The 26,875-nt window shown below is 39.9% G+C and carries 20 protein-coding genes, 2 pseudogenes and 1 riboswitch; of the genes and pseudogenes, 8 read left to right on the top strand and 14 right to left on the bottom strand.

Annotated elements, in window-relative coordinates; all coding sequences use genetic code 11:
* Nucleotides 1–292: 292 nt before the first annotated feature.
* Nucleotides 293–562: a hypothetical protein gene (locus tag QGM71_RS10025; protein ID WP_327607410.1), complete on the bottom strand. Its 270-nt coding sequence runs from the start codon at nucleotides 560–562 to the stop codon at nucleotides 293–295.
* Nucleotides 563–984: 422 nt separating this feature from the next.
* On the opposite strand from QGM71_RS10025, the gene QGM71_RS10030 reads away from it, so the two are divergent.
* Nucleotides 985–3,081 carry a tetratricopeptide repeat protein gene (locus QGM71_RS10030; RefSeq protein WP_327607411.1) on the top strand — a complete coding sequence of 699 codons (2,097 nt, stop codon included), beginning with the start codon at nucleotides 985–987 and terminating at the stop codon, nucleotides 3,079–3,081.
* Between the two features lie 399 nt (nucleotides 3,082–3,480).
* Here QGM71_RS10030 and QGM71_RS10035 read toward each other — a convergent pair whose 3' ends face one another.
* The 5 genes from QGM71_RS10035 to QGM71_RS10055 are packed head-to-tail and all read right to left on the bottom strand — an operon-like array spanning nucleotide 3,481 to nucleotide 8,476.
* A complete protein-coding gene (locus tag QGM71_RS10035) occupies nucleotides 3,481–4,536 on the bottom strand; it encodes a YkvI family membrane protein (RefSeq protein WP_327607412.1) in 1,056 nt (351 codons plus the stop codon).
* 14 nt (nucleotides 4,537–4,550) lie between these two features.
* Nucleotides 4,551–5,657 carry an o-succinylbenzoate synthase gene (menC, locus tag QGM71_RS10040; protein ID WP_327607413.1) on the bottom strand — a complete coding sequence of 369 codons (1,107 nt, stop codon included), beginning with the start codon at nucleotides 5,655–5,657 and terminating at the stop codon, nucleotides 4,551–4,553.
* Nucleotides 5,657–6,469, bottom strand: a complete 813-nt coding sequence (locus QGM71_RS10045) for a GNAT family N-acetyltransferase (RefSeq protein ID WP_327607414.1) — start codon at nucleotides 6,467–6,469, stop codon at nucleotides 5,657–5,659. Before QGM71_RS10045 ends, menC begins: the two co-directional genes overlap by 1 nt.
* Nucleotides 6,466–7,602 (bottom strand): amidohydrolase, encoded by a 1,137-nt coding sequence (locus tag QGM71_RS10050; RefSeq protein WP_327607415.1) that lies wholly within the window; start codon nucleotides 7,600–7,602, stop codon nucleotides 6,466–6,468. The genes QGM71_RS10045 and QGM71_RS10050 overlap by 4 nt, the downstream gene beginning before the upstream one ends.
* A 4-nt stretch (nucleotides 7,603–7,606) precedes the next feature.
* Nucleotides 7,607–8,476 carry a MurR/RpiR family transcriptional regulator gene (locus tag QGM71_RS10055; RefSeq protein ID WP_327607416.1) on the bottom strand — a complete coding sequence of 290 codons (870 nt, stop codon included), beginning with the start codon at nucleotides 8,474–8,476 and terminating at the stop codon, nucleotides 7,607–7,609.
* A gap of 608 nt (nucleotides 8,477–9,084) precedes the next feature.
* Here QGM71_RS10055 and QGM71_RS10060 point away from each other — a divergent pair.
* The gene (locus QGM71_RS10060; RefSeq protein ID WP_327607417.1) at nucleotides 9,085–10,002 is read left to right on the top strand and encodes a DUF1672 family protein; all 918 of its coding nucleotides are present in this window, start codon (nucleotides 9,085–9,087) and stop codon (nucleotides 10,000–10,002) included.
* 464 nt (nucleotides 10,003–10,466) lie between these two features.
* Here the strand turns inward: QGM71_RS10060 and QGM71_RS10065 are convergent, their stop codons facing one another.
* Both QGM71_RS10065 and QGM71_RS10070 read right to left on the bottom strand, forming a co-directional pair.
* Complete coding sequence (locus QGM71_RS10065) at nucleotides 10,467–11,408, bottom strand: choice-of-anchor L domain-containing protein (RefSeq protein WP_327607418.1); 942 nt, start codon at nucleotides 11,406–11,408, stop codon at nucleotides 10,467–10,469.
* Nucleotides 11,409–11,521: 113 nt separating this feature from the next.
* Nucleotides 11,522–12,223, bottom strand: a complete 702-nt coding sequence (locus QGM71_RS10070; RefSeq protein ID WP_327607419.1) for a hypothetical protein — start codon at nucleotides 12,221–12,223, stop codon at nucleotides 11,522–11,524.
* 240 nt (nucleotides 12,224–12,463) lie between these two features.
* Here QGM71_RS10070 and QGM71_RS10075 point away from each other — a divergent pair.
* Nucleotides 12,464–13,923: pseudogene (locus QGM71_RS10075) on the top strand (IS1182 family transposase).
* Nucleotides 13,924–14,465: 542 nt separating this feature from the next.
* Here QGM71_RS10075 and QGM71_RS10080 read toward each other — a convergent pair.
* The 6 genes from QGM71_RS10080 to QGM71_RS10105 all read right to left on the bottom strand — a co-directional run bounded on the left by QGM71_RS10080 (nucleotide 14,466) and on the right by QGM71_RS10105 (nucleotide 20,305).
* Nucleotides 14,466–15,656 carry a CaiB/BaiF CoA transferase family protein gene (locus tag QGM71_RS10080; RefSeq protein WP_327607420.1) on the bottom strand — a complete coding sequence of 397 codons (1,191 nt, stop codon included), beginning with the start codon at nucleotides 15,654–15,656 and terminating at the stop codon, nucleotides 14,466–14,468.
* Nucleotides 15,657–15,736: 80 nt separating this feature from the next.
* Nucleotides 15,737–16,879 (bottom strand): alpha-hydroxy-acid oxidizing protein, encoded by a 1,143-nt coding sequence (locus tag QGM71_RS10085; RefSeq protein WP_327607421.1) that lies wholly within the window; start codon nucleotides 16,877–16,879, stop codon nucleotides 15,737–15,739.
* Nucleotides 16,880–16,897: 18 nt separating this feature from the next.
* Nucleotides 16,898–17,674: an enoyl-CoA hydratase/isomerase family protein gene (locus QGM71_RS10090; RefSeq protein WP_327607422.1), complete on the bottom strand. Its 777-nt coding sequence runs from the start codon at nucleotides 17,672–17,674 to the stop codon at nucleotides 16,898–16,900.
* 13 nt (nucleotides 17,675–17,687) lie between these two features.
* Entirely contained in the window at nucleotides 17,688–18,326 is a 639-nt protein-coding gene (locus QGM71_RS10095; protein ID WP_327607687.1) for a methionine ABC transporter permease, read from the bottom strand.
* Nucleotides 18,327–18,363: 37 nt separating this feature from the next.
* A complete protein-coding gene (locus tag QGM71_RS10100) occupies nucleotides 18,364–19,377 on the bottom strand; it encodes a methionine ABC transporter ATP-binding protein (protein WP_327607423.1) in 1,014 nt (337 codons plus the stop codon).
* A gap of 115 nt (nucleotides 19,378–19,492) precedes the next feature.
* Nucleotides 19,493–20,305, bottom strand: a complete 813-nt coding sequence (locus QGM71_RS10105; RefSeq protein ID WP_327607424.1) for a MetQ/NlpA family ABC transporter substrate-binding protein — start codon at nucleotides 20,303–20,305, stop codon at nucleotides 19,493–19,495.
* 102 nt (nucleotides 20,306–20,407) lie between these two features.
* A riboswitch (SAM riboswitch) is annotated at nucleotides 20,408–20,517 on the bottom strand.
* Between the two features lie 146 nt (nucleotides 20,518–20,663).
* Between QGM71_RS10105 and QGM71_RS10110 the strand changes: the two are divergent.
* The 5 genes and pseudogenes from QGM71_RS10110 to QGM71_RS10130 form a co-directional block, all read left to right on the top strand.
* Nucleotides 20,664–20,767 (top strand): annotated as a pseudogene (locus QGM71_RS10110) (23S rRNA (pseudouridine(1915)-N(3))-methyltransferase RlmH); the annotation flags it as partial.
* A 449-nt stretch (nucleotides 20,768–21,216) separates the two neighbouring features.
* Nucleotides 21,217–23,661 carry a beta-glucosidase gene (locus QGM71_RS10115; protein ID WP_327607425.1) on the top strand — a complete coding sequence of 815 codons (2,445 nt, stop codon included), beginning with the start codon at nucleotides 21,217–21,219 and terminating at the stop codon, nucleotides 23,659–23,661.
* Nucleotides 23,662–23,802: 141 nt separating this feature from the next.
* Nucleotides 23,803–23,958 carry a hypothetical protein gene (locus QGM71_RS10120; protein WP_327607426.1) on the top strand — a complete coding sequence of 52 codons (156 nt, stop codon included), beginning with the start codon at nucleotides 23,803–23,805 and terminating at the stop codon, nucleotides 23,956–23,958.
* A gap of 49 nt (nucleotides 23,959–24,007) precedes the next feature.
* The gene (locus tag QGM71_RS10125; RefSeq protein ID WP_327607427.1) at nucleotides 24,008–25,342 is read left to right on the top strand and encodes a right-handed parallel beta-helix repeat-containing protein; all 1,335 of its coding nucleotides are present in this window, start codon (nucleotides 24,008–24,010) and stop codon (nucleotides 25,340–25,342) included.
* Nucleotides 25,343–25,780: 438 nt separating this feature from the next.
* Nucleotides 25,781–26,851, top strand: coding sequence for a hypothetical protein (locus tag QGM71_RS10130; RefSeq protein WP_327607428.1), 1,071 nt, complete (start codon nucleotides 25,781–25,783; stop codon nucleotides 26,849–26,851).
* Nucleotides 26,852–26,875 lie beyond the last annotated feature (24 nt).

The following is a 26,875-nucleotide window of genomic DNA, read 5'->3' on the forward strand; positions in this document are numbered from 1 at the left end:
AAGAGGGAACTGTTGAAAGAAGTATTTCAATACATTTTATAACCTCATTTTGATTCATTAGAATGGGTTGTACCTCTGTCTCCATGAGATTTATTAACAATCTACATCTAAGATATAAGTTTTACTTTTTAGATAAGAGTTAAAATGTTGTATAATGCAATCCAGCTTCTATAGCCAATCACTTGTATTTGTATATGTTAATTAAAAATTGAACCACATGTTATTCCAAAAATAGCCACCAAATCTATATTTAATAATAGATTTGATGGCTTTTGGTATAATTACCGAACGATTATGCGCCACATGCAAGACATCTAGTATAAAATGTTTCAGTTACTCCTAGAGCACGTTCGTATCCATTATGAACTGCATAATCAGAAGACCATACCCTTTTATCAGAAGTGGGATAACTACCTTTTCTCCAGGTCGTTATATTAGACTTACCCACGTTGGTAGGGTACGCAGAATTACTAGCATATGCGTATGCCATACCCACTCCTATACCTAGCGCCATAGTACCACCTGTTGCTAAACCAAGTGCTGCTGCAGCAAATCCTCCCATAATAGTACCCAAAGCAGAAGTTGAATAAGTATGAAAGTTTCTTTGTGCGTTAACATTAACCGTTCTTCCACTTTCATAAGTCTAAGGTCCAGATCTAGAACCGACTAATCTATATTTTATTTACAGCCAAAATGTTATAAATTCGGATGGCAGGGTAAAACAGTATAGATACTTATTGTAATGGAGTCTTTTTTTAAACAGCAGACCAGTATTTTTTCCTCTGTGGTCCTGCGGTCTAGAGTGGTGCCTACATCCTCATAAATTAGAGGTTTCAACCGAATAATATATAAGTGAACTTTCTAATGTAAACGTAAATAACGCTAATTCACGAATGGTACAAGTGTGATATGAATAATAATAGATGTATATTGAAGTAATCAGGATTCATAGAGTTATGAAAAAATAGAATGTGAGGGATTATCGTGACAACGGAGAATGAACGAATCAATAAATCCTATTATCAAATGATTATAGATGAAAACAAACAAGGCCACCCAGTCAAGATATTGGGTGAAATGTACATAGAAGAAATGCAAAAACAGCAGCCTAACTTATCTTCTATTCGCTTCGCCCAAGGGGAAGTTTATTTCTTGAATAATGATTACGAAGCGGCAATTTTCAAATGGCAGCAGCCTTTAGAAGAGGAGTTTATTCCATGGGCACAGAAAAATATAGCAGATGCCCACTTGGAATTAGGATTATTGGAAGAAGCAGAAGGGATTTATTGGAAAGTTGACACTCCATCACTTGCTTTGAAATCGGAAGTTCTATTGCAGCTGTTTTCTCTGTATGTACAACAAGGCAATCAGGAAAAGGCAGTTCGTGCGATAAAGGAAGCTGTTAGGTTAAATCCCGATTATTCCCGTATAACAGAGATAGCCCAGACTTATTTAGAGGATATTAACGATTGGGATAATGCAGTTGAACTAGCAGTTGGGGAGGCAATACGAACAAAATCTTTATATTGGTTTGATGTGTTATCAGGATATGTTCGAAAAGGGTTAACCGTTGACTATAGGCCAGGCTGTTTTAATAATTTGCTGGTAAATATACTGGAAATTGATCGTGACCGATTTGAAAACGTTACAGAGGTATTATGGAATAGCTATAGGCAAAGTACCTATTATTTAGAGTGGCTAAGCGTCATTAACCGGCTTCTTTTGGATTATCATGATGAACCACCTTATGTGTGGAAGAAGCTTCCAGTCTTATATCAAGAATCTTACTTCGGCTTAATTAGCGGTCGATTTTTAATCAGGGACATCTCTGATTTGATGCAGAACCATCTAACGAACTGGTTAGACGTAACTTCTGAATCGGATGCTTTGATTTCTTCCACTGCCATACTTGCATGGGATGAAACCTTCCCTTCTATGCTTGATGCTGGGCTGATTAGCAAAGCGGAATACCAATTTGAAAACTCAAAATCGAATCAAAATGGCAGAAAAGATGGGATCAAGCTTTTGGATTCTATTAAAACATGGGCAAAAGGAGAAGGATTGTTAGAAGATTTAACTGAGATTACAAGGCCTGTGCTAACGGACTACAATATGGATGCAGCGAGTCCGTCAAGAATCCGGGAAGTGATTAAAGTTTCGATAGAGTTTCTTTTGGAACAAAGAGTAGAATTGGAAAAAGGCATAGAGGAAGATATCAATTGGAATGAAGGGTTACTGACTAGCTTGCAGAATATTCATCAACAGATAGGAGATATGGAGCAAGAAACGGCCGATGTCATGACAGCTTCGTTTCGTAAGGTAAAAAATTCCTTAACGCAACGTGTGTTGACTGAACTGCCTAAACTATTACAAAAATGTTCTGGATATGTTCAGGAGGACAGTGATTTTTCCAAGATTCATGAAGACCTAAATGAAGAAATGAATAGGCGCATTGCCGTCTTTATGAAAAATTATGTCCATAATGACATTAAACATACGGTACAGCAATGGATTGAAGATTGTAAAAGGGAATTCCAGGAACATCAGGTAGCATGTAACGAATTAAGCCAGCCGCTTAATAAACAATTTAACGAAGAAAGGATTGTCCTGCAGGGTGACTTTAAAGTGCTGGATGATTGGCAAAGAGACTTGGAACGGATATCCCGTGGATTGCTGCGCTCTGAGAAGATAAATATTTTGCTGCGTAATACACCATCCCAGCTATTTTTAAAAGGGGCGGGCAAGCTAATCGGTTCCATTTCTAAGAATAACGAAATGCTCCACAGTAAATATAAAAGCTATATTGAAAATGAGGACTATAGTCAAACAGCAAAGGATATCATAACCCCTTTCATGCAGCAATTGGAATTATTTGAGGGGTCAATAGAGTGGGACGTTAGCAGGTTCTTCTCGAATCCGCTAGATGTATTGAATCGTGAAACAGAGAAGGTTGAATCGGATATTGAAAGACATACGTATTCATTACAAAAGATGCACGAAAAACCAGAAATCTATCGCGACCCATTGACCTTGTTTGAGTTGAGACTATGCCAGTATGAGTTAATGAATACAATCAGTTAGATGTAGGAGCCCAGGATGGCCCCTGCCGCGTTAACGCTTTAACGCAGTAAGGGATTAACCCCAAAACAGATTTGACCAGCCATAAGCATGGCTGATAGGGTTTATTGGACTTGTTCACCACTTATACCAAATTTTTAAAAATCATTTCAAACAGGTAAGACAGTAACAACGTAAGCTTATATAGAAAGAAGTTTATCGGTATGGACAACTACCCGCCTTCTTCCAGTCGATCTGTCATAATACCATCTATGTCCAGGTCAATTAACCCCTGCATTATTTATGGATCGTTAATAGTGCAACAATGAACATCCATACCGGAAGAAACTGAATGGAATTCACTAAAAAAGATATGATTCCCATCACAAATGTGGGAATCATATCTTTAAATTCAGTTAAAATTTACTGATACTTGGCTTTTCCTTTTTTTATCCATGCGATAACAGCTGCGATAATTAACGCAAATCCTAAGTAGCCCATTGTTGAATATACTTTTCCAACAAGTGTAGTAAATCCTGCAAGACTTAAGACAAAACCAAGTAACCCGATAACAACTACGGCTGGTTTATATAATTTACTATCAGGTGCGATGAACCGTACGGTAAAGGAATAGAACATACCTACTGCCGTATTATACATCATACAGAGCAGCGCAATCGCCATTAATATGCCGACAGCTGGATGGATCTGGTTTGCGAGTTCTAGTGTTGGCATGTCAGCACCAGCTACCACATCAATTTTTACTAACATCCCAATATGAATCAGGATAATCAGTCCTCCTAGCATGGCGCCACCAAGAATACCACCCATGCCAGCAACTTTACGGTCTTTAACGCCTCCACTCATCACAATTAATAATGCTGCACCGGCTGCTAGATTATAGGACACATAAAGAAAAGCACCTAGAACCCAGTTGCCTGTAGCAGAAACTTGTTCTTTTGCTAGGGCGTCAGCTTCAGCAAATGATAGATCCATTGTAAAGATAGAATAGATTAAAATGATAAAAATAATAGTGATTAAATAAGGTGTTATCATTGCAATGATACTAATAATTTTTTTCGTATTTAATAATAGAGTAAGAATGGTGAGTGTTACCATGATGATACTCCCTACTCTAGTATCGATGCCGAACATTTGATCAAATGTTGACCCAGAGCCTGCAAACATAACAACCGCTACACCAAATAAGAAAAATGTAATTAAGATATCTAATATTGCTCCGATATAACGGCCACCAATATGGTAAATAACTCCTTTATGTGATGTTGCTTGTAGGTCTGTTCCTAGCTGTGCAAATGTGTATCCTAAATAGATGAATAGAATGGTAGCAAGAATTCCTCCAGCCGTTCCCCAAATACCAAAGCTAGTGAAGTATTGCATTACTTCTTGCCCTGAGGCAAATCCAGCTCCAATAATTAGTCCGACAAAGGCACTACCTATTTGAAAACTCTTTTTCATGTGGACAATCTCCCTTATTTGTAATCTTTCTTAGCTATGGTATAAGCTTCAACTGCTTCCCGGTCTACTTCATAACCAATGCCTGTTGTTTGTGGAACATCAATATAACCGTCTGTAGCGACAACTTCAGGAACGATAATATCATTTTCCCAGTAGCGACTTGAACCAGCTGTATCTCCGGGTAAAATAAAGTTTGATAATGTTGTTAAAGCGACATTATGGGAGCGACCAACACCTGATTCCAGCATGCCACCACACCAAACTGGAATGCCATTTGCTTCGCAATAATCATGGATTTTCTTCGCTTCAGTTAACCCTCCGACACGACCAATCTTGATATTAATAATTTTTGTACTTCCTAGCTCAACGGCTTTTCGTGCATCCTCTAGAGAATGAATACTTTCGTCCAAACAAATTGGCGTTTTTAGTTCCTTTTGCAGCTGTGCATGATCGATAATATCATCCGATGCTAATGGTTGTTCAATCATCGTCAGGTCAAATGCATCTAGTTGTTTTAAGAGGTCAATGTCTTCTAAGCTATAAGCCGAGTTTGCATCAGCCATAATTGCTACATTTGGGAAATTTTCACGTAATGTGCGCATAACGTCCACGTCCCAGCCTGGCTTGATTTTCACTTTAATGCGCTTATAGCCTTCCTTCACATAGCCATCTACTAATGCTACTAACGCTTCAATAGACTCTTGTATTCCAATACTGATTCCAACTTCAATTTTGTCCTTCGTTCCACCCAAGGCTTTGGCGAGTGATTGATTTGTTTGTTGTGCGTAAATATCCCAAACAGCGCCCTCAAGCGTTGATTTTGCCATGTTATTTTTACGAATTGGAGCAAAAATTTCATTCACTTCATCTGGATGGTTTAATTCTTTATTTAAAATAAGAGGAATTAAAAAATCCTCCAGCATATGCCAGTTTGTTTGCAGTGTTTCTTCGTTATACCATGGTGCGTTAAATGCCACAGATTCACCCCAACCAACGGTACCAGCTTCATCTTTCGCTTCCAGTAATAAAAATTCCTTCGTTGTAAAGGTTCCAAAGCTTGTAGTGAATGGAGCTTTTAGCTTCATTTGTAAATGACGGATTGTAATTTCTGTGATTTTCATTATTGTTTTCCTCCAAGTTCTACTGTATCTTTTTTTACAAAAATGTATTCACCATAGTCTTCATAGGGCTCTAAATGAACGGCCACATATCCTGCTTTAAAAAGGTTTTGGAATTGCTTGCGTGTTTGTAATCTCCAGTCCATCGCCAGCTCTTGGCTTGCTGCTTTTAATCCTTGAAAATCCTTTGGGACAGCCATGGAATAGGCATGCTCTGTTAGTTCGGTTTTCTCGCCAGCAACAAAGACAGGCAATCCTGCTTTATTAAATGTTAATGTACTTAAGCTCACTGCGCTTTCTATATTTGGTAACTGTTTTTCAACTACATGTGGGCTTGTTAAATGCCAATGGATTTCAAAGCGATCGGATGGGAGGCCTTTATTGAAACCGTCCTGCATCTCACCATAACAATTTTCAATATAGGTATCACAAATACCATTCAGTTTGGTTAAATTTAGATAAGCATTACGTGTTTCTAGTGGATCGTATGTCCATTTCATCATGTCATAACCTTTTTCTATCGCTATTTCACGTTGTTTTTGCTTAAGCATTTCACCGATGCCTTTTGAACGGTAGGCGTCGTCAACCCCAAGCATATGAGAGCATAAATAGCTTTTTCCATTATGAAAACCTGCAAATCCATAGCTAAAGCCAACCAATTGCTTCACGTCATAAGCACCAACCATAATTCCGCCATTTTTAACTGCTGTTAGCGTTTGATGTGTAGGGATGGTGTTAATTCCCCAAACTTTCTGTTCCAGCCCTTTTATTTGTTCCATTTCGTCCATCGTTTTTAGCTCTCGACTTTCGATCATGAGTCTTCTCTTTCTTCTACTTCTTGTAATGCGAGCACGAGTGCCTGTGCTATTATTTTTGCCCCAGTTGGTAGACGGTTATGATTAAATGTCATTTTTGGGTGGTGGAGTCCTGGTGTAACACCACAACCAAGGCCAAGCATCGTAGTTTGAAGCTGTGGTTTAGAATAGGTGTAAAAATGGAAATCCTCGCCACCGGGTGTCACTACTTCTGGTGCGCATTTTTCATTACCTGTTACGTCGATAATTGCTTGCTTCATAATGTCTTTTGCTGTGTCATCAACCTGGGCTGCAGCAATATGAGCATCTACTTGGTAATCAATCGAAATACCATATAGCGTACCGACAGCTTTTACTACTTTTTCAAAACCATTTGTCAAAGCTTCCATTGTTTCGTTCGTTTGAGCACGGGCATCAATACTAAATGTTGCACTGCCTGGAATGATATTGGTTGCCGTACCACCTGCTTGTATTTGCGTCATTTTGATAGAGGCTGACTCTGAAGGGCTAATCCAAATTCGCTTGAGCCCATCAATCAGTGCAGCTGCTACTTCGATCGCGTTCACACCCTGCTCCGGTCGTGCTCCATGTGCTTCCATCCCATCAATTTTCCCAGCAAAAAGCTTCGCTGCTCCGTGATGTAATGCTGGTGCGTATGTCCCGTCTTGTAATTCGATGAGTGGTCGGACATGTGCCCCGAATAAAAATTGCAGGGAATCTACTACACCTTTTTCCACAAGTAATTTTGCTCCTTGTGCCTTTTCTTCGGCTGGTTGGAAAATGATACGAATTGCTCCTGGTAGTGTAGGCTCTAATTCTTTCAATAAAAGAATGGCGCCAAGTGCAACTGTCATATGGCCATCATGCCCACAGGAATGATTTGCTCGGAATGTTCCATCAACTTCTTGCCAAAGGGCATCTATATCGGTTCTGAATCCAACTTTAGGAGTACCTTTTCCAATGTCTACATACAATCCGGTCATATTTTCAAAGGTTTGGGGTTGTAAGCCTTCTTCTTGGAGAAGCTTTACAAGATACGCAGTTGTTTCTACTTCATTCCAGCTTTCTTCTGGATTCTGATGCAAATGCTCAAAGATTGGTTGTAATCGTTCTGCTAATTGTTGTTCTGTCATTTTTTCAACTCCATTTTTCTGCAATAAAACTATTATTATAATCATCGTAATTCACGCGTTGCTTGTTGTAATAGGTTGGATCAAATGCCATCATTCCCGTTACTAATACATTGAGAAAGGAAAGAAGTGCTGGCATTAGATCAATCGTTGATTTCTCTGTTTGTTCCAATATAAAAGAATAGGAACAATGCTTTTGAATTGGTGCTAGTTTGGAATCTGTAATCGCGAGCACTGGTATACCCCGTCCGTGAAGTAATTCAGCTATTTGAATGGGTTCTTTAAAGTAACGATGTTGAGATATCACGATAACTATAGATTCTTCATCTATTTTCTGCAGTGTCCGAATTAATTCTGGCGTTTCTGTTTGAATAAGTGAAACGTTTGGCCGAAGTATATTCAACGTAAAATGTAGCCACTCGGCAGGAAACTGTGATGCACCCGCTCCAATAATATAGATGCTTTGTGCTTCATGTAATTTATGTGCTGCCTCGTGAAATAATTTCCTGTCAATATGTTCAACAATTCTGTTAATTTTGGAGATATCTTCCCCCATTGCCTTTTCAATCAGGCTTTGGTCATTAAAAAGTTCTCTTTTAGAGGAAAGGTAATTACCAAGCGTACTGACTGTAGTTTGATTAAATACAAAAAGAGTAATTTCTTTTTGCAGCTGTGCAAAGCCCTTGAGTCCAAGCGTGTAACAGAAGCGGATAACCGTTGTTTCACTTGTACCAGCCTTCTCTCCAACTTCAGCTGCCGAATGCGTTCCCACAAAAGTCGGATTATTTAACACAAAACGTGCAACTTTTTGTTGCTTCTTTGATAATGTATTAAAATGCATTTCAATCATGTCTTTAATTGTTTGCGTATCCTCCAAAATAAGTCTCTCCTTTAATTTATTTAAAAAGAAGTTTAAACTTTTTAATACCTTAACATAAATTAAATAGGAGAACAAGCAATTTTCAGAAAAAAAAGCCGTACCTGATTGTCCCAAACTACTTATAAGTAAGAAAAACCGATAGAGTGTGACTATATCGGTTTCTGAATTTATTTAGCTGAAGGACAGGGGAATAGGTTATGTACTGCACTCCCTAATCATATAACCAGAAAACATGGGTCTAACTTCATGGAGAAACGATAAAGTACGGCAACAGGATGTCACAGTCGCTAAAAATTACTATACAAGACTCTCCAGCATCCGTTGATAATTCGTCACGGTGACAACGTTAAATTTGCGGAGAGTAACGGGAGCTATGGAGAATGTACAGGGTAGGTTCTTGGTTCATGTTTAGCGACACTAAAGAAGCAAGAGAACCGTCTCCTCTCTTCCCCATCCTTCTCCTACCAAACTCCTATTTTTTCTTTTATGGATATATATGTAATGATTTACTCCAAATTTTTACTATTATCAGTTAAACTAATGCTAATGGGTAGAGTTGCACATGGAGGGTTATTTAAGACTCAAATGGTTCAGGAGGATACGACATGAAATTAAAATCAATTATACAAGTAATCTTTTTAATAGCACCACTCTTGATTGGAGGATGTGAAGTAATGGATGAAATAACGGAAACACCGGAAGAACAACATGCCCGAGAAACATATGTCAGTGTGAATGATTATACAGGGGAAGAAAAGGATTTACCTGATGGCCAAACAAACGATCCTATCGCAAAAAAGAAATTTGAGGAGATTGCCGAAGCAACACAAAATTTTTTCCTTGATGAGTTTAAAACAGAAGTAATTGTTCATAATGCTGTCGGAGCAAAACATGGAATTATGGCCTTTGTAGAATCACTCAACGAACCCAAATTCCACACCTTTGTAATGATTCCTGTCGATGCTGAAGAAGAAATGATCTTTCCTGAAGATATTTGGACAGTTGAGATGCAGGTAGAACAAGCTCTCTTTGGAGGATTAGTAGCGATGATTATGAATGAAGAATTTGCGGCACTTGATCAATATTTTGACGAATTCACGACTCAATTTCCCGTCATTGGATTACGTGAGGATGCAATAAATAATGTAATGAGCTCAGGTTACACAACACCTTATTATTTTATTCAAACAATGTCTTTGATAGATGAGTTTGAAGGTATGATGGACATCTACTTCAATAACCCGAAAATTTCCATGACAGAACTGAAAGAACACTTTGATAAGAGCAGTTATGAAGCTGAAAATTTTTCTTTTGTTATTGACTTGTATATGAAGGAGCCAGGTATGGATCCAGACGAAGAGATCTTTAAACAACTCGTCGAAGACATTAAAAACTTAGATGTCTTTCCAAGAGGTGCTTATACAGTTTCTTTACATGATAACAACATAAATAAATTTTCAGGGATAGGACATAAAGAAAATACGTTAACAGAAGGCAATATTGTACCTATAATTCGAAACTAGGCTTTAATGGAGGTCAGTTTATGGAAAATCTTTTTTTGCAGCAAATTGATATCAATACTACAACCGACCAGGAACTTGTTCAATTAGCTGGATTATACGCTTACTTAGAACGCCGTACGGGAGATAGAATTCGTTCCAATGATTCAACTTTCAGAGTAGTCCACACCAACTACGACCACCCCACTGGCCTGGACGCTTTAACTTTACAGAATGTCAACACGGGGGAGTTTATTATTACCTTTGTTGGTACAAATGTACATGCAGAATACGGAATGCAAGATTTGAAGACAAATGTGCGGCTATTAAATGAGCCAACTCCTCCCCAATTGCGAGCAGCAAATGAATATTTTTTACAAATGCAGGCGGAACTTGCAAAAAGCGGGCATGAAATCTCCTATGTATGCGGCAACTCATTAGGCGGTGCCCTCGCAAATAGTGTAGCAGTGAAAAATCCAGAGGTAAAGTCAGTAACGATTAACCCCGCTTTGTTGCCATCCGGGTTTGCTGCACGATATGCATATGAGACTTATCGCACTATCATAAACCGAATCACCAACATCCCCAATTTGAAATTCAAGCTCAATCTCCTGACCGATTAGATCCGTTAAATCAAGATGCGTAGTATGAATACCTGTTGTTGCATTATAAACTACGTCATTTGGACTAGGAAACGGTGCAATAGGAGATTGCGATGTACCTTGAACTTGATTCATATAAGGTCGTGCGTTATCAATTGTAAATGGGTTTCCGTTAGGTAAAAGTGCAATGTTTTCTAACCTATTACCTTCAGAATCCTTCACCCATGCAGTAAAATAATCTTGGAATTGACTTCCCCAAAAACTAGGTGGTTCTTCTGACATAAATTTATAGCGGAACACCAGACGTGGCTCAGGATCTGTGGTAAGGTCAGTGAGATCTAAGCGGACAGTTAACGTTGCCACATCATTCGCATTATATCCGTCTGGGCTACCACCGGGAATATGTACTCCGCCCATATCAACAGAACTAAACGTATTCGCTACTCCAGCGATATTACTTGCTCTTCCCGTGCTTAAAACAACATATTGATTTCCACTTCTCGGAAATTCCTGAAGGGAAGTTTGCATTACCGCAGCTTGATCTGGATTTCCTTCATAAGTTGTACTTACAATTCGATCCTTTAAATCTGGTTTGGAAATGGCATCAATAAGATCATTTGCCAAAGCTGTGTTATCACCAAAGCTGAACATAGAGATAACTGCCGGTTCAGAAGATATACGTTCTTCTTGGTAACCCGCCTTCTCTTGTTTTTCCTCTCCACTAGTAGTATCAATGTTTTCTGCATATGGCAGTGAATAACCCGGTAATAATGGAAAAAATAACATCACAATAACGGAAAACACTACTGCACTCTTTTTAATTTTCATTTTACTCCCCCTAATGTCTTTGAAAATATGATTCTATTATAGAAAAAACGATAAATTATATTGAGATTCCATTCATAATAGAAATATTTAGTAAGGAAGCAGGAAGTAATAAGTCATTCTATCATTATGTACTCACCGACATTTGTTTCAAGCTGATCTTTCTTTATAATCGTGAAATCACCATCTTTCACTTGGACTTCCCAGTGAAATACCACACCGCCAACTGCTTGCCATGTAAAAAATTCCACTATCCATTCTGTATCTTTTTTATGCACCTTCATTGTGTGTATAATTTCCTTTAATTCCTCTAGTAAGTTTAGGTTCTTTTCGATACCTGGAATGTCTACAATCGCATTAAGTATGATGTGTTTGTCTTGACTAGGCATTTTAATATCAAATTGCAAATAAAACTCCACTATTTCCTCTACTTCTGTATGATCGTTAAAAATAAGCTCTTTTTTCCTCAAAAGCAGATGGAACTCCTCTGGTAACTTGAAAACAGAGCCATCTGGGGTAACTGCAAAAGGACTGTTCTCTGTATGTCCTAACTCACTTCGGACATACATAAATTGGACATCGCTAAGGATAGTAGGTGGACGAATACTTCCTGCTAGTGTTACATTTTCAGGTGTAAAATCTATTTCTGGGTGTTTTTTCGCAGCCTTCAATACCAATTCCATAGAGGCTTCGAGATCAACAGGCTCTTGAGGTGAATGAGGTTGTCTAAATTCCAATAAGGAGCAGGCAACAAGGACGCTAAAAGAAACAATACAAAGAATAATGAAGAACAGTACCCTTTTAATTATAAGTCTCACCTCCTCCAGTGGTAAAAATAGGAATCACTTAATACAATAACTATATTACTTTATTTACAATATTAAGTCACTTAAATTTACTAGGTAAAAGGTATGAATTTTGGACAAACATGGGGAAACATGGAGGCCACTGAAAAAGTCTCATATTTTTAATTAGGCAGTTGAAAGTTCTGTAATTGAACTTTCAACTGCCTTTTTACTATATAATAATGATATTAAACGTTTGTAGGTGGTGTCCAAATGATCCAAAATCAAGAATCTTTAAATCTCAGCCCATATATGGCTTTATACGATATTGTTGTGCCAAAAGATAATATGCTTCGAAAAATTAAGGAGCTTGTAGATTTTACATTCATTCTTGAAGAATTGAAAACAAAATATTGTCCAGATAATGGTCGTAACGCAGTTCCGCCTATCCGTATGTTCAAATATCTATTACTTAAGTCCATTTATGATCTGTCAATGTAAATGTTGTGGAACGCTCCAAATATGATATGTCGTTTAAATATTTTCTTGATATTGCTCCAGAGGATTCAGTGATTAATCCGAGTTCTCTAACGAAATTTCGCAAACTTCGTCTGCAAGATGTGGGTTTATTAGATATGCTCATTGGGAAAACCGTAGAGGTTGCACTCGAAAAAGAAATCATTAAAAGTAATTCAATTATCGTGGATGCCACACATACAAAAGCACGTTATAACCAAAAATCACCTAAAGAGTTCTTACAAGAGAAATCAAAAAATGTTCGGAAAGCAGTATATCAAATAGATGAATCCATGAAAGAGAAATTCTCGCCGAAAACAACTTCTAACGAAGTAAATGATGAATTGAATTATTGCCATCAAGTCATCACTGTTATTGAAACAGAACCAGAAATTGCCGTGATTCCTGCTGTGAAAGAAAAATTAAATCTACTAAGAGAAGTGGTAGAGGATTATACAGAACAACTAAATTTTTCCAACGATCCAGATGCACGGCTTGGACACAAAACAGCGGACTCTTCTTTCTTTGGATTTAAAACACACCTAGCGATGATTGATGAACGGATTATTACTGCTGCGGTTGTGACTACTGGCGAAAAAAGTGATGGGAAATACTTAAAAGAATTAATTGAAAAAAGTAAAAAAACAGGAATGAAAGTAAATAGAATCATTGGGGATACAGCATACTCAGAAAAAGATAATATCCAGTACGCAAAAAAAGAAAAAGTTCAACTTATATCTAAACTACACCCACAAATTACACAAGGTGGACGTTCAAAAGAAGATGAATTTGAATTTAATAAAGATGCAGGCATGTATGTTTGTAAGGCTGGTCACATGGCAATACGTAAAGCACGGATAGGGAAAAAAGGTCAAGGCAGAAACCAAACACTTACATATTATTTTGATATTAATAAATGTAAAGTATGTCCTTTCCGTGACGGCTGTTATAAAGAAGGCGCAAAAAGTAAAACATATTCTGTTTCAATAAAATCCACTGAACATAAGGACCAGGAAACATTCCAGAACAGTGAAGAGTTTAAAGAGCTTACGCGTTTGCGTTATAAAATTGAGGCGAAAAATAGTGAATTAAAACATAGACACGGGTATGAAACGGCAACATCCGCGGGTCTATTTAGCATGGAAATTCAAGGGGCCACAGCGATATTCGCAGTCAATCTCAAGCGTATACTAAAATTAATGAATGAAAAAGAGTAAAAAAAGAATAGGAAAAAAGGCAATTTACCACCAAAATATGGACGGTAAATTGCCTTTTTTATTTGAATTTGGTTTAAAGTTAATAAACTTAAGTTTTTCAGTGGCCTCGTATTTAAGGATAGTTTTTTTAAAATTGTTAGAAATATTTTTACACAATTTTTACACACCACCCACCCAAAACCCGTATAATATCAATTCTTTAAGACCTATCTCGACCCTGACCACCGTTGTCCAACCGCCATATGAGATAATAGAGTAACTAAAAAGCAGCATTGGTAGTTATTTTCCAATGCTGTTTTTTGCCTCTTAAATAACTATGGTGAACCGTATCATAAGTAAGATATATATATTCTAATGAATTATATCTGTCCACCTGTTTATGTGAGTCTTAGATGATATTGTTAGCGAACAGCTTAAGCTTAGTCCAGCGAATATAGTGATGGGGAAAAGTTGTTATACGGGCTGCGGGATAAATAGCAATAATCTAAGCAAAAACAACCTAAAATGAAACCCCGTTCAACCAGGGTGAACGGGATTTTCTCTTACGTTATAACGGTCTTTTCTTTCAACTGGTCAATGTCCTTGCTGGAGTAGCCGAGTTCTTTTAATACTTCTTGATTGTGCTGACCAATTAATGGGGCAGCTTTTGTTAATTGACCTGGAGTTTCAGAGAGCTTAGCAGGAAATCCCAATGTTTGCATTAATCCACCAATGGGATGTTCGTATTGAAGTACCATCTCACGTGCTTGAATATGTGGATCATTTAATGTTTGATCGTATGAATAGATCGGACCAGAGGGGATCCCGTATTGTTCAAGTAGCCCAAGCCAGTGCTTTGAGTTCTCCTCTTTTAATATTTCTTCTATTTCAATTTCCAAATCGTCCACATGTTGAGCACGGTGGCTATTTGTAATATAGCGTGGGTCCTTGATCCATTCCGGTTTATCCATTACATCTATGCAAAAGGTCTCCCATAGCTTTTGGTTAGCCGCACCAATTAAAATGAAGCCGTCTTTTGTTTCATAACCTTGGTAAGGTGCTGATGCTCTATGTGCTGTACCATTCCGTTTTGCCACGTCACCTTTACCGAAATAAGCGGCGGCCTCCCACACGGTCCAAGCAAGACCTGAATCGACAAGCGACACATCGATATATTGTCCTTTTCCACTTTTTAATCGGTAAATATAGGCAGATAATATCGACTGAACAGCAGTTTGAGCTGCGGCAATATCATGAATTGCAATGCCCACCTTAACTGGTTTCCCATCTTTTTCACCGGTCATGTCCATCAAACCCGACATACCTTGAGCCATAATGTCAAATCCGCCTTTTTTGCTGGAAGGGCCAGTTTGACCATACCCTGAAATCGAACAATAGATGAGTGCGGGATTGACTTCCTTTAGGGTTTCATAATCAATTCCCAGCTTTTTCATCACACCAGGTCGATAGTTTTCCACAAATACATCTGCTGTTTTAATTAAGTCAATTAAAATTTGCCGTCCTTCCTTACTTTTTAAGTCAAGACACATACCGCGCTTATTTCGATTGACCATCATATACATATAGCTTTCGTTGTCTATATATGGTCCCATTGTTCGAGTGGTATCACCCGTGGGGAATTTCTCTACCTTGATTATGTCTGCTCCCATGTCTCCAAGCACCATCGTACAATAAGGACCAGCTAATACTTGAGACAAATCAATTACTTTCATTCCATGCAATGCTTGTATCATTTTGTCTTCCACCTCTGAAGTATTTCTTTAAATCAATCTTAATTTCCTTGACTTCTAAACTGAGTACTTAGTTTGTCTAACTATGTACGAGTAATCGTCAAATCTCGAAGATCTTGCATAGTAGCAGCGCCAGAAAGTGTCGTTGATGCTTGAACATCTTGCTTGAAATTGGCTAAATAGTTTCTCACGCCAGTTTCACCGCCAACAGCTAAGCTATAGACAAAGGGTCTGCCCAAGAGAACGGCATCTGCCCCAAGAGCGATCGCCTTGACGACATCTGATCCACGGCGAATCCCGCTATCCAGCAACACAGGTATTTTTCCGTCAATGATGGCTGCAATTTCAGGAAGAGCATCAATACTTGAGATTACGCCATCCAATTGTCTACCACCATGATTGGAAATAATAATACCATCGACACCATGCCGGGTCGCTTGCAAAGCATCTTCGGGGTGAAGAATCCCTTTTAATAAAACTGGTAAAGTTGTTCGCTTCTTCAGTTCTCTAATATCATCCCAATTCAATGAAGGATGATTGATGTTGTCTTTAATTCCTTGAATGACCGACTCTGGTTGTTGATTAGGAAGTGAAGCTAGAAAAACGTCATCTGTTTCATAGTTTGCTTTTCCAAAACCTTGCATAAGGGGTGAGAACCGATTTTTCAGGTCTGTCTCCCTCCAACCAAGCGAAAAGGTATCAATTGTTAAAACAATTGCTTCGTAACCAGCTTTTTCCGCACGCTTAACCATATTAAAAGCTGTTTCCCTATGATTAGACCAATATAATTGAAACCATTTTGGACTATCACCAGTTGCAGCAGTTATCTCCTCGATTGAATAGCTGGAAACCGTACTTTGGATAAAAGGAATTTGATGTGCAGCTGCTGCTTTTGCAACTGCAATATCAGCTGCTTCATCAGCTAATTTTAACATTCCCACTGGGGCTAATAGTAGCGGATAAGGATACGTACGTCCAAATAAGGTAATGCTTGTATCTAACTTTGAAACATCTTTTAAAAATGTAGGGACAATGGAGTACTTTGAAAAAGATGTGTTGTTTTTTCTTAATGTCTCTTCTCCTCCTGCACCCGATTGGATATAGCCGAACGCAGAGGCGTCGATTTTTTGTTTAGCCGCTTCTTCTAATTCCTCAAAAGGCACTGGAAAATATTCATCTGAGCTAATATTTTGTAGGAAGACATCATTACTTTTAGTTGTATCCATATCTTTGGTTGCTTCCTTTCATGAAAAGTTTGGTTTTCTTTTTTCTAAGAATGCTTGAATGCCTTCTTGATAATCATCGGAGCTGAATGAGTCTAAAATGACATTTCTAATTTGTTCATCCTCTTCATTAGCACCATCAACTATTGCTTGAATGACTTGTTTAATCCCAATGTTGGAGACAGATGATTTTTCGATAATTTTAGTTGCAAAGTCTAAACAGGCTTTTTCAATCTCATCGCCTGCGTATACATAATCAATTAATCCGATATCTCGCCCTTCCTCTGCGCTAATAAGCTTTGCCGTGTAAAGGAGTTCTTTTGTTTTTGATGGACCAATAAGATTATACAGTCGTTTCGTGCTTGTTAAATTGTAGATAATCCCAACATTAGCAGCTGTGATGCCAAGTTTACTACCTGTAGAGGCAAATCGGAAATCACATGAATTTGCAAATTCAAGACCGCCACCGATCGCTAGTTTGCGAATTAATGCAATCGTTGGCTTTGAAAAGCGATATAATTTTTCAATGGCACCGAGAGCGATGTCATTATATTCCTTTGCTTTTTCGGCATGAAAGCGGACCTCGAGGAATTCACTAATATCGGCTCCAGCTGAAAAGGCTGTTTCATCCACACCGCGAACAATTAATACTTTTATACTTGAATCTTGCTCAAGTTCATCCATCAACGTAGAAAGATGGTGATACATGGCTAAATTAAATGAATTCTTTTTTTCTGGACGATTAAAAATTAAAGTGGCAATGGCCCCGTCCCTTTTTATATACAATTCGTTTGACATGATAAGCCTCCTGTCAGTCTTTTTTCAGACGAGCGGATAAGCGATTTCCAATCGACTGAATGCTTTGAACTAAAATGATTAAAATAGCAACGGTGATATATAAAACGTCCACTTCATAGCGCAAGTGACCAAAACGATAGGCTAAATCCCCAAGTCCACCAGCTCCGACAAGTCCAGCCATTGCCGTAGCACCAATTAAACTGACAGTTGTAATGGTTAAAGCGAGCACAAGTGACGGGCGAGCTTCGCGGAGTAGGACATTCCAGATGATATGTCTTGTTTTAATTCCCATTGCTTTATATGCTTCTAATACACCATTATCAACATCCAATAAGGAAGATTCAATTAATCTAGCTAGATATGGTGCTGTGTAAATAACAAGTGGAACAATTACACCTTGCACACCAATTGTTGTACCAGCAATTAATTTTGTAAAAGGCAAAATGAAGATTAATAGAATGATAAACGGTATTGAACGTAAAATATTGATAACTAAATTCAAAATTTGATAGGTCCATTTATTTTCCAAAGACTGACCTGGCCGCGTTAGCACAAGTAATATTCCTAAAGGGATACCGATCAAAATTGCAAAAAACATGGAAATAGTAACCATTTGGAAAGTCTCAATAATTGATTGCCCAACAATTGGCATCCATTTTGTAATAAACGCATTCAAATTATTCACTGGGTTAGCCCTCCAATCCCTCTAAACCGACACCTTGATCTAGCATGAAGCTTACTGCAGCTTCTACCTCAGATGGCTCTCCAAGCAAATGGATGACCAAATTGCCGACAATATCGTTTTTTAATTCAAATATATTTGCTGTTAAAATATTTGGTTTCACTTTAAACTTTTGACTAACTTGTGCAAGGATTGGCTCTCCAGTCGTCTCACCGACAAAAGTCAACCTTGTCACTGTACCGGAGAGATTTAACTGTTTAATTAATGATGGTGATAGTTTACGTTGAGCAATTGTATTTAAAAACTTCATCGTTGTTTCATTTTGTGGTTTTGTAAATAGATCAATTGTCGAACCTTGCTCAACAATATAACCATCTTCCATGACATAAACTTGGTCACAGACTTTTTGAATGACATGCATTTCATGAGTGATTAATAAAATCGTTATACCGAGATCTTGATTAATTTTTAAAAGTAAATCTAAAATCGAATCCGTTGTTTCCGGGTCTAACGCACTGGTTGCTTCATCACTAAGTAAAATTTCTGGCTCTTGTGCCAAGGCCCTTGCAATCGCAACACGCTGTTTTTGACCTCCAGATAATTGATTTGGATAGGATTGATGTTTATCAGCCAAACCGACAATGGTTAAATACTTTTCAACCCGAAGCGTTGTCTCAGACTTGCTGAATCCAAGTAGTTTAAGTGGGATGGCGATATTATCGTAGACCGTTGCTGTTTTTAATAGATTGAATCCCTGAAAAATCATACCAATTCTTTTTCTTGTTTCGCGTAATTGCTCGAGTGGAAGGGAGGTGGCTTCTTTATCACCAATAAATACTTTTCCAGTAGTAGGTCTCTCAAGTAAATTCACACAACGAATTAATGTACTTTTCCCAGCACCACTATAACCAATTACACCGTGAATCTCGCCTTTTTTAACGTGGAGGTTCACATCATTAACTGCATTTATAACACCTTTTTTTGATTCAAATGACTTTGAAACTTGTTCTAATCGTATCATGCTCTATTTTCCCTTCTATGAAAAATGAGTCGGTTTATTTTAAATAGAAAGAAAGTATAAGTTTTTAGAACCTATACCTTCTTTTGTCCCGATAATTTATCTTGTCGAAATGAGCTTACTCCCATGCAATAAGCACTGATCCACGAAACTCTTCTTCGATAAATTGTTTCACTTCCTCAGATTGATAAGCTTTGACTAACTTTTCTACGACAGGATCATCTTGATTTTCCTCGCGAACGACAATGTAATTTGTATAAGGTGAACTAGTAGACTCCAATAGAATCGCATCTTCGACTGGGTTTAGACCAGCAGCAATTGCAAAGCTCGTGTTAACAGATGCCGCGTCCACCTCGCCTAATTGTTTGGTAATTTGTGCGGCGTCTAGTTCGATAAATTCAAAGTTCCTTGGATTATCAACAACATCATGAATGGAAGCTAATTCCTTATTGTCATCTGCTAACGTAATATAGCCAGCTTCTTCTAAAATATAGAGGGTTCTTGAACCATTCGTTGGGTCATTTGGTAAGCCAATTCTTGCACCATCTGGTAGGTCATCCATATTCGTATATTTTTCTGAGTAAATACCCATTGGATTTAAAATTGTTTTTCCAACTGGAACTAAATTTGTTTCATGATCTTCATTAAATTGATCTAAGAATGGCTGATGTTGATAGGCGTTTGCATCCAATTGACCTTCTTCTAATGTACTGTTAGGTAGGATAAAGTCAGAGAAAACCTTCAATTCAATTTCAAGTCCATCAGCTGCTGCTACTTCGGCAACTTTCTCGACAATTTGTTCATGTGGGCCAGCAGTTACTCCGACAAGTAGTTTTTTATCATTTAATTGACCACTCGCTTCATCAGATCCGCACCCTGTAATTACTACTGCCAATAATAAAGCTAATAAAATAAAACCTATTTTCTTCATGTTCATTCCTCCAAATTTGTATGTAATAGGAATACTTTTTGATAATATAAAAAGCCTCTCTTTTAGAAAGAGAGGCTGAAATGTATAGGTATACAAATTCCTCTCTTATCTTCCAAAACAATTACGTTTTGCAGGATTTAGCACCTTTCTATGCGAACATAGATGGTTGCCGAGCTTCATCGGGCCAGTCCCTCAGCTACTCTTGATAAGAGATACGCTATTTAATTATCTTCTGTTGATTTCCTTAATTAACAACATTAATACAATAACATCCTGGTGTCAATCATTTTTTTTAATTGTTTTTCAATTAGGGTGGAAGTAAAACAAAAAGAAGGCGCGCGAATCTTAGCATTGTCATTTTCAAAAAATGACCTTTCCACATCAAGTAATGCGATTAATCTTGTTGGAGCAGGTTTATCGGGCGTTTCGGATAATGAGGGGGGCGAACCACACCATAAGTAAATGAGGTTATTATCAAAGAAATGAATGATGGAGTGATTGCCTAAGCAATGAGTTCTATTTAAGAAGGACGTTAGCGATTAGATGAGTACAATTTTGCCAGATAAAAAGTCCGATTTCCAAAGAGCATATAAAGGAAATTAGACTTTTTAAAAGTAGACTAGATTTTACTGTGATTGAGCATTTTCTTTGTTCGTTTCCCAATTATAGTTTGTTTTAATTTATTCATTTTGATTGGTTATTTGGAAAACATTTCTACTACAGTAATTGAATGATTTTTGTGACTTTAGGAGCAGTGCAATTTTTGTAGTATTTGTTACTTAATTGTTATGAATCGTACATGAAACCGTAATAGTTTTTCTGTATATTAGGAGACCTGTAGAAAAGGGAGGCGTTAAGATTGTAAAAAGAATTATTTCGAGACTAATAGACAACTAGAAGGAGAGAACAACATGACAAAACGAATTATTTCTATTTTTATGATTGCAACTATTTTCATGTCCTCGTTAGTAAATTCTGTAAGTGCGATGGGCAATGGAACAGAAGGAGATCTCCCTTGGATGAACACCGAGCTCTCTGCTGAAGAGCGCACGGAGCTGCTTCTTGATGAGATGACGATGGAACAGAAGATCCAGCAAATCGCTATTTCACGCTTCAATGAGAACGACACCGGTGAGACGGTCGTTATCGACAGGGGTGGTAGTAGCAAGTATATGAACGGCGAATTTGCTCCCCAGGGTACCCTGCCGGAGTGTGAGTGGCAGGACACCGGCCGACAAATCCGTGGGATTGAGGAACTGGGCATTCCCACAATCCGCATGACCAATGGTGGTACGGGTGTAAAGGGCGGATCGTGTGGCAATGACCCAGAGGCAACGGGACTACCGTCTACCCTGGCTATGGGCGCGACCTTCAACCACGAGTTGAATTATGAGGCCGGCCGAATCCTCGGCGAGGAGACACGGGCCTTCGCACATCACGTGATGCTCGGACCGGGCATGAACCTTGTGCGTCACCCGTACAATGGCCGGAACTATGAGTACTTCAGTGAGGACCCATACCTAACTGGTATCTTGGCGACTGAGCAGGTTAAGGGCATCCAGGGCCAAGGTGTCCAGGCACAGCTCAAGCACCTGGCAGGCAATGAGCAGGAGACTGAGCGATGGACGATGGGTGTCCAAGTTCCCTCACAGGCCATGAACGAGCTGTACATGCTGCCATTCGAGATGACCGTTAAGGATGCTGATCCGGCTTCTGTAATGTGTTCGTTCCCGGATGTTAACGGCACCTATGCCTGTGACAGTTCTGAACTGCTTCAAAATGCCCTAAGGGACAACTGGGGCTTCGATGGTTACGTCATGAGTGACCGTCGCGCAATTCACGACACGGTGGCTGCTATCAAGGCGGGTACAAATGTTGAGCTTGACTGGGCACCACAGTATTACACCCAGGAGAAGGTTCAGGAGGCACTTGACTCAGAGTTGGTGACCGAGGATGATATCGACAATCTGCTTCGCCCGAGGTACATCAAGATGATTGAGTTTAACCACATGGACGAGCCATTCGATAAGTTCTTACCTGAGATCGTCGATCCGATGGTTAACGGTGCTAGCGCACGTAAGATGGCAGAGGAAGGGTCCGTACTATTGAAGAACGATGACGGCTTCCTGCCACTTGACGGCGAGAAGAAGTCAATTGCATTAATCGGCGTCGAATGGTTTGCAGGTGAGGCCAAGATGTCTCCGCGCTCCATTCGAGACAACAATGACAACGTAGTGACCCCTTATACGGTCACACCACAGGAAGGTTTAGAGAATGTTATCGAGGAGCTTGGTTATGACAACGAAGTGACTTATAACGATGGCCGTGACCCTGAGGCTGCGGCAGAACTAGCGGCTGAGTCCGATGTTGTGCTACTTATGATTGGTGACAACCCGCATGAGACTGCGGATCGCGACACACTAGGCTTCCCAGCTATCGACATTGATGAGCACGGTGACCGAGAAGACTGGGTGGAACAAGAGCCGTTAATCGATGCGGTTCTGGAAGCGAATGCGGAGAATACCGCTGTAGTGCTGAAGACCTCCGGTACGGTGCTTATGCCATGGTTGGATGAAGTCCCTGCAGTCCTTCAGGCGTGGTTCCCAGGTATGGAGGATGGCAATGCCGTCGCTAACCTACTCTACGGTAAGGTTAATCCTTCCGGTAAGCTTCCAATGACGTTTGGTGCAACTGAGCGTGAGGCTGCCTATGAGACTGAGGAGCAGTACCCAGGAACTCGTCAAGACACTGGTAAGGTAGGTGGACCAGGTCCATACGGCGACGGTTCTGATCAGCTGATTGCTCAGTATACAGAGGGCCTTGAGATGGGCTACCGCTGGTACGAGGGTAACGACGAGGAGCCGCTCTTCCCATTCGGATATGGATTGTCGTACACGACCTTCGAGTATGACGACCTCAAGGTGAAGAAGCTTCGCGGTGAAGGTAAAGGCAACAAAGGATCATTATCTGGAATTGAAGTGTCCTTCACGATTACAAACACTGGTGACGTTGCCGGGAAAGAAGCGGCACAGGTCTACCTAACACTTCCGGATGAGGCGGGGCAGCCGGCTAAGCGACTCGTCAACTTCGAAAAGGTTGAGCTTGATCCTGGTGAGAGTGAGCGAGTGACTCTACAGATTAACCATGCTGACTCTAACCACCCGTTCTCCTATTTTGTTCCGGAAGAACCGGACAACTTAGCGAACTGGGCTGACGGTGAGTGGGAAACTGCTGACGGAAAATACCGCGTGCATGTCGGTGGTTCCTCTGCAGATACTTTGTTAGAAAAAGACGTTCCGTTGAAACTCAGCAAGGACAATAGCAAGGCCAAGGGTAAGGGGAACTCCCGTAAATAAACCCAGGCCATGGGATGACGTCGGCGACCCGATATGGTTCGTCAGGCACCCCGAATGTAGTGAGCCCGCGGGCTCGGTGAATCAAGCCGAGACTCGCGGGCTTACTGCTTTTTCTCGAGTGCCCTCATAGGGGACGAGAGAATGAAAGGAGTCAAGGAAGGACGTGAGAAGTTTGAAAAAGGAATCCGTTCGGAACAGCAGGCGTGGTTCAGTACATTCGTGGTGGGTGATCCTTGGACTGGTGATCCTCTTGACTGCTTGCACCGAGGAATCCAGCGGGCCTATCGAAAGCGATGATGCCGTGGAACCCGCCCCGCCCGAGCGTGGCGACTGGCAGGATCCTGGCTTGGTAGACCGGTCTGGCGAGCCAATCGAGGTTCCGACGCCAGGTTCTGTAATTGGTAGGACCCTGGACGTCACGGACTTTGGGGCAGATCCAGAACCAGATTCACAAGACGATGCAGCAGCCATCCGGGCGGCACTTGATGCGGCGGAACCGGGAGACGAGGTCGTGCTGCCAGCTGGCACGTATAACCTGCGTTCTACTGACCCGGCCGACGAGTCGGCTAACATCGTATTACAAAGCGGCGTGGACTTGCGCGGCGAAGGTCCGGAGAATACTGTACTGCTGACCTCCCTCGACGGCGAGGATAACAGCCGAGTGATCCGCGGTTCTGGCGTCCACGATGTCATCATTGCGGACTTTACCATCACCTCCCATCATGAGGGACCACTCGGTGATGACCCTGACGACGGAGACGAGGGTGGCGGACCGATGTATGGCGTCTACCTTGGAGCTCATGAAGGGATGTCGAGTTCTCAAGTTCTGGTGGAGAATCTGAGCATCCGCAGGTTCGAGCGTCACGGTATCTCCGTCAAGGCCAGCCGTGAAGTGACCATCTCTGGAAATCACATCAGTGAGGCAACTGCCGTTGGTCCCGGTGGAAAGGGCTATGGGATCGCTATCGAGGGTTCAGTTGATCAGCATGACCCGAATGCCGCCAACGATTCACGGCATAATGTCGTCGTAAGCAATACCTTCGATGGTAGGCATCTGCGACACGCTATTCTGCTGCAGTTCCCCACACACAACAATCTCGTGGCGGAAAACACCATCGTTGGCAGCCACCTCGACGCCATTGACCTTCACGGCGAGGGTGAATACCTGAATGAGATCCGGGACAACACCGTCATTGGTAGTCAACAGGCCGGCATCGCACTGGGTAATTCTGGTGGATCCAAGCACAAGCACGATGCCTCAGGACCTGGAAACTGGGTGCACTCCAACAACCTGATTGGAAACCGTCAAGGAATCCTTGTTATCCTGGGAACTCCTGACACCCTAATCGAGGACAACAAGATCACCGCTGGGGTGGATTCCAAGGCTGGTATTGAGATCCGCAATGCACCAGGTACAAAGTTGCTTGGTAATCACATCACGGGAGGGACTAATGGGTTCTGGTCTATCAGACTCCGTGATGACCGCGGTACTGACGGACGGGGCAAAGGAATCCCCACAGGCATTAGGATGGAGTCCAACGTCATTCGGCAGGCGGCCAACGGCATCAGGATCGATGCTGGGGAGAAACTCAGTATGATTGAAAATGTCGTGGATGGCATCGATGGATCTGAGCTAAAGGTGGCCGATGGGATCGAGGTGAGCCGGTCGGCCCAGCGGTAATTATGTAACCCTAGGTACTAGCAAGATATAGAAATACCCTTAATATTCAGGAGTAGTTGTTGACAAGGAATAGACTTATTGCCTAATTCTAGATAGCATAAATAGGGAAGTAGGGGTTCTAGGGGTTAGTCGAATTACGAATGTTACTCCTATTATTTATTTCGAATAAATGGGTGCAACGGTGTAATATTCTACAAATGATCCTTCGTTAGAGAATTTTTGAATAACATAATGGCATTGGATATAATTCCAATGCTTATTTTTTTTGCCTCTTAAAAAATTACGGTCAACCGTACCATAAGCAAAGCAAGTATTTTTATAGAGTTAGAGGAACGATTTATAAGAATTAAAAGTTTTATGATATAGTTGACACAGGTAAAAACACCTATTACTTAATGTGTATTTTACTTTTACAACTGTATAGTAGGGAGACTAAAAATGGAAAACCTATGGTTAATATTGTTAGTAGCTGGATTAGCTGTTTTTATTATTTCTTTTTTATTAGCTATTTACAAAGCATTAAGAAAAACTAAAGTCATTACTCCAAGTACAGTTAGTCTACTTATCATTAGCTTGATTCTGGTATGTGGTAGTTTGTTGATTACTATAATAAATAATAACTTGGATCATGAAAAATTTGTAACATCTAATGATGAAGAGCAAGTACTTCATGAAGAAGTAATGAAAAATGAATCTATTGACAGTAGTCAACCTATTAGTGATAGGTATGAGCCGATAGAAATAGCAGAGATTTTAGTTGAACAGGAAATGGCGAAGCGGCAAATAGATCCTGATGATTGGGAAATTACTGAGATTGAAATTTCTTCTGATAACATAATTGATAATATAGCAGATTATGATAAACCTGTAGGGAAAATGAGAGTAGTTTGGGTTACTGGTTATGTCAGTGGTATCGGAGATGTAGGAAACATTGATCTAGAACTATATAAACTAGATGGAGATACTGTTTGGTATATTGATAAACATTGGGGAGTATTAAGGGATATTGAAGTACCTGAAATGCCTAGCGTAGACGAATCAAATTATCAATTGAGTACTAGTGACCAAATATCGATAGGAGATAATGATTTAGATGAATCAGAAGTGAACAGCCAAGAAATTGATGATGATGAAACAAGTGAATATTTTGCAGGACTGGAAGAGAGATACTTAAGCTCTTTGTATGAACATTTTGAGCAAATTGGATTAATCAACTATTTAGAGGGTGGAAAGTTTTATATAAAAGATACGGAGGTCTTCCAAACGCCCGCAGCAATTTCAGATCGTAGAGAATATACATATTATTTGGATGGAACTTTGACAACTGACTTTGGGGCTTTGACAGAAAATGAACAGTACGAACTTTTGACTAAAATTAATTTTGGCGAATTTGAATTTTATGAGGGACATATGTTTGATGTAGATTCTATAGAGTTAATAAGCGGGACTGATGTGTTAACGAGAACCACAAATTCACTGGATAAAAACGGTGAAAGATTCCTTCCATAACGCAGTAATTAATCGTTTGTATAC

Origin of the sequence: Virgibacillus tibetensis (assembly GCF_036026595.1) — a bacterium.
In the GTDB taxonomy this organism is placed as follows: Bacteria; Bacillota; Bacilli; order Bacillales; family Amphibacillaceae; genus Virgibacillus_P; species Virgibacillus_P tibetensis.

What these genes read in the sequence shown, in the direction of transcription:
- QGM71_RS10080 (WP_327607420.1), bottom strand. Translation starts at nt 15,656, where the DNA reads ATGATACAAGCATTGCATGGAATGAAAGTAATTGATTTGTCTCAAGTA.
- QGM71_RS10050 (WP_327607415.1), bottom strand. Translation starts at nt 7,602, where the DNA reads ATGACAGAACAACAATTAGCAGAACGATTACAACCAATCTTTGAGCAT.
- QGM71_RS10025 (WP_327607410.1), bottom strand. Translation starts at nt 562, where the DNA reads ATGGGAGGATTTGCTGCAGCAGCACTTGGTTTAGCAACAGGTGGTACT.
- QGM71_RS10120 (WP_327607426.1), top strand. Translation starts at nt 23,803, where the DNA reads ATGAAAGGAGTCAAGGAAGGACGTGAGAAGTTTGAAAAAGGAATCCGT.
- QGM71_RS10085 (WP_327607421.1), bottom strand. Translation starts at nt 16,879, where the DNA reads ATGGATACAACTAAAAGTAATGATGTCTTCCTACAAAATATTAGCTCA.
- QGM71_RS10060 (WP_327607417.1), top strand. Translation starts at nt 9,085, where the DNA reads ATGAAATTAAAATCAATTATACAAGTAATCTTTTTAATAGCACCACTC.
- QGM71_RS10115 (WP_327607425.1), top strand. Translation starts at nt 21,217, where the DNA reads ATGACAAAACGAATTATTTCTATTTTTATGATTGCAACTATTTTCATG.
- QGM71_RS10090 (WP_327607422.1), bottom strand. Translation starts at nt 17,674, where the DNA reads ATGTCAAACGAATTGTATATAAAAAGGGACGGGGCCATTGCCACTTTA.
- menC (WP_327607413.1), bottom strand. Translation starts at nt 5,657, where the DNA reads ATGAAAATCACAGAAATTACAATCCGTCATTTACAAATGAAGCTAAAA.
- QGM71_RS10065 (WP_327607418.1), bottom strand. Translation starts at nt 11,408, where the DNA reads ATGAAAATTAAAAAGAGTGCAGTAGTGTTTTCCGTTATTGTGATGTTA.
- QGM71_RS10035 (WP_327607412.1), bottom strand. Translation starts at nt 4,536, where the DNA reads ATGAAAAAGAGTTTTCAAATAGGTAGTGCCTTTGTCGGACTAATTATT.
- QGM71_RS10130 (WP_327607428.1), top strand. Translation starts at nt 25,781, where the DNA reads ATGGAAAACCTATGGTTAATATTGTTAGTAGCTGGATTAGCTGTTTTT.
- QGM71_RS10045 (WP_327607414.1), bottom strand. Translation starts at nt 6,469, where the DNA reads ATGATCGAAAGTCGAGAGCTAAAAACGATGGACGAAATGGAACAAATA.
- QGM71_RS10105 (WP_327607424.1), bottom strand. Translation starts at nt 20,305, where the DNA reads ATGAAGAAAATAGGTTTTATTTTATTAGCTTTATTATTGGCAGTAGTA.
- QGM71_RS10095 (WP_327607687.1), bottom strand. Translation starts at nt 18,326, where the DNA reads ATGCCAATTGTTGGGCAATCAATTATTGAGACTTTCCAAATGGTTACT.
- QGM71_RS10100 (WP_327607423.1), bottom strand. Translation starts at nt 19,377, where the DNA reads ATGATACGATTAGAACAAGTTTCAAAGTCATTTGAATCAAAAAAAGGT.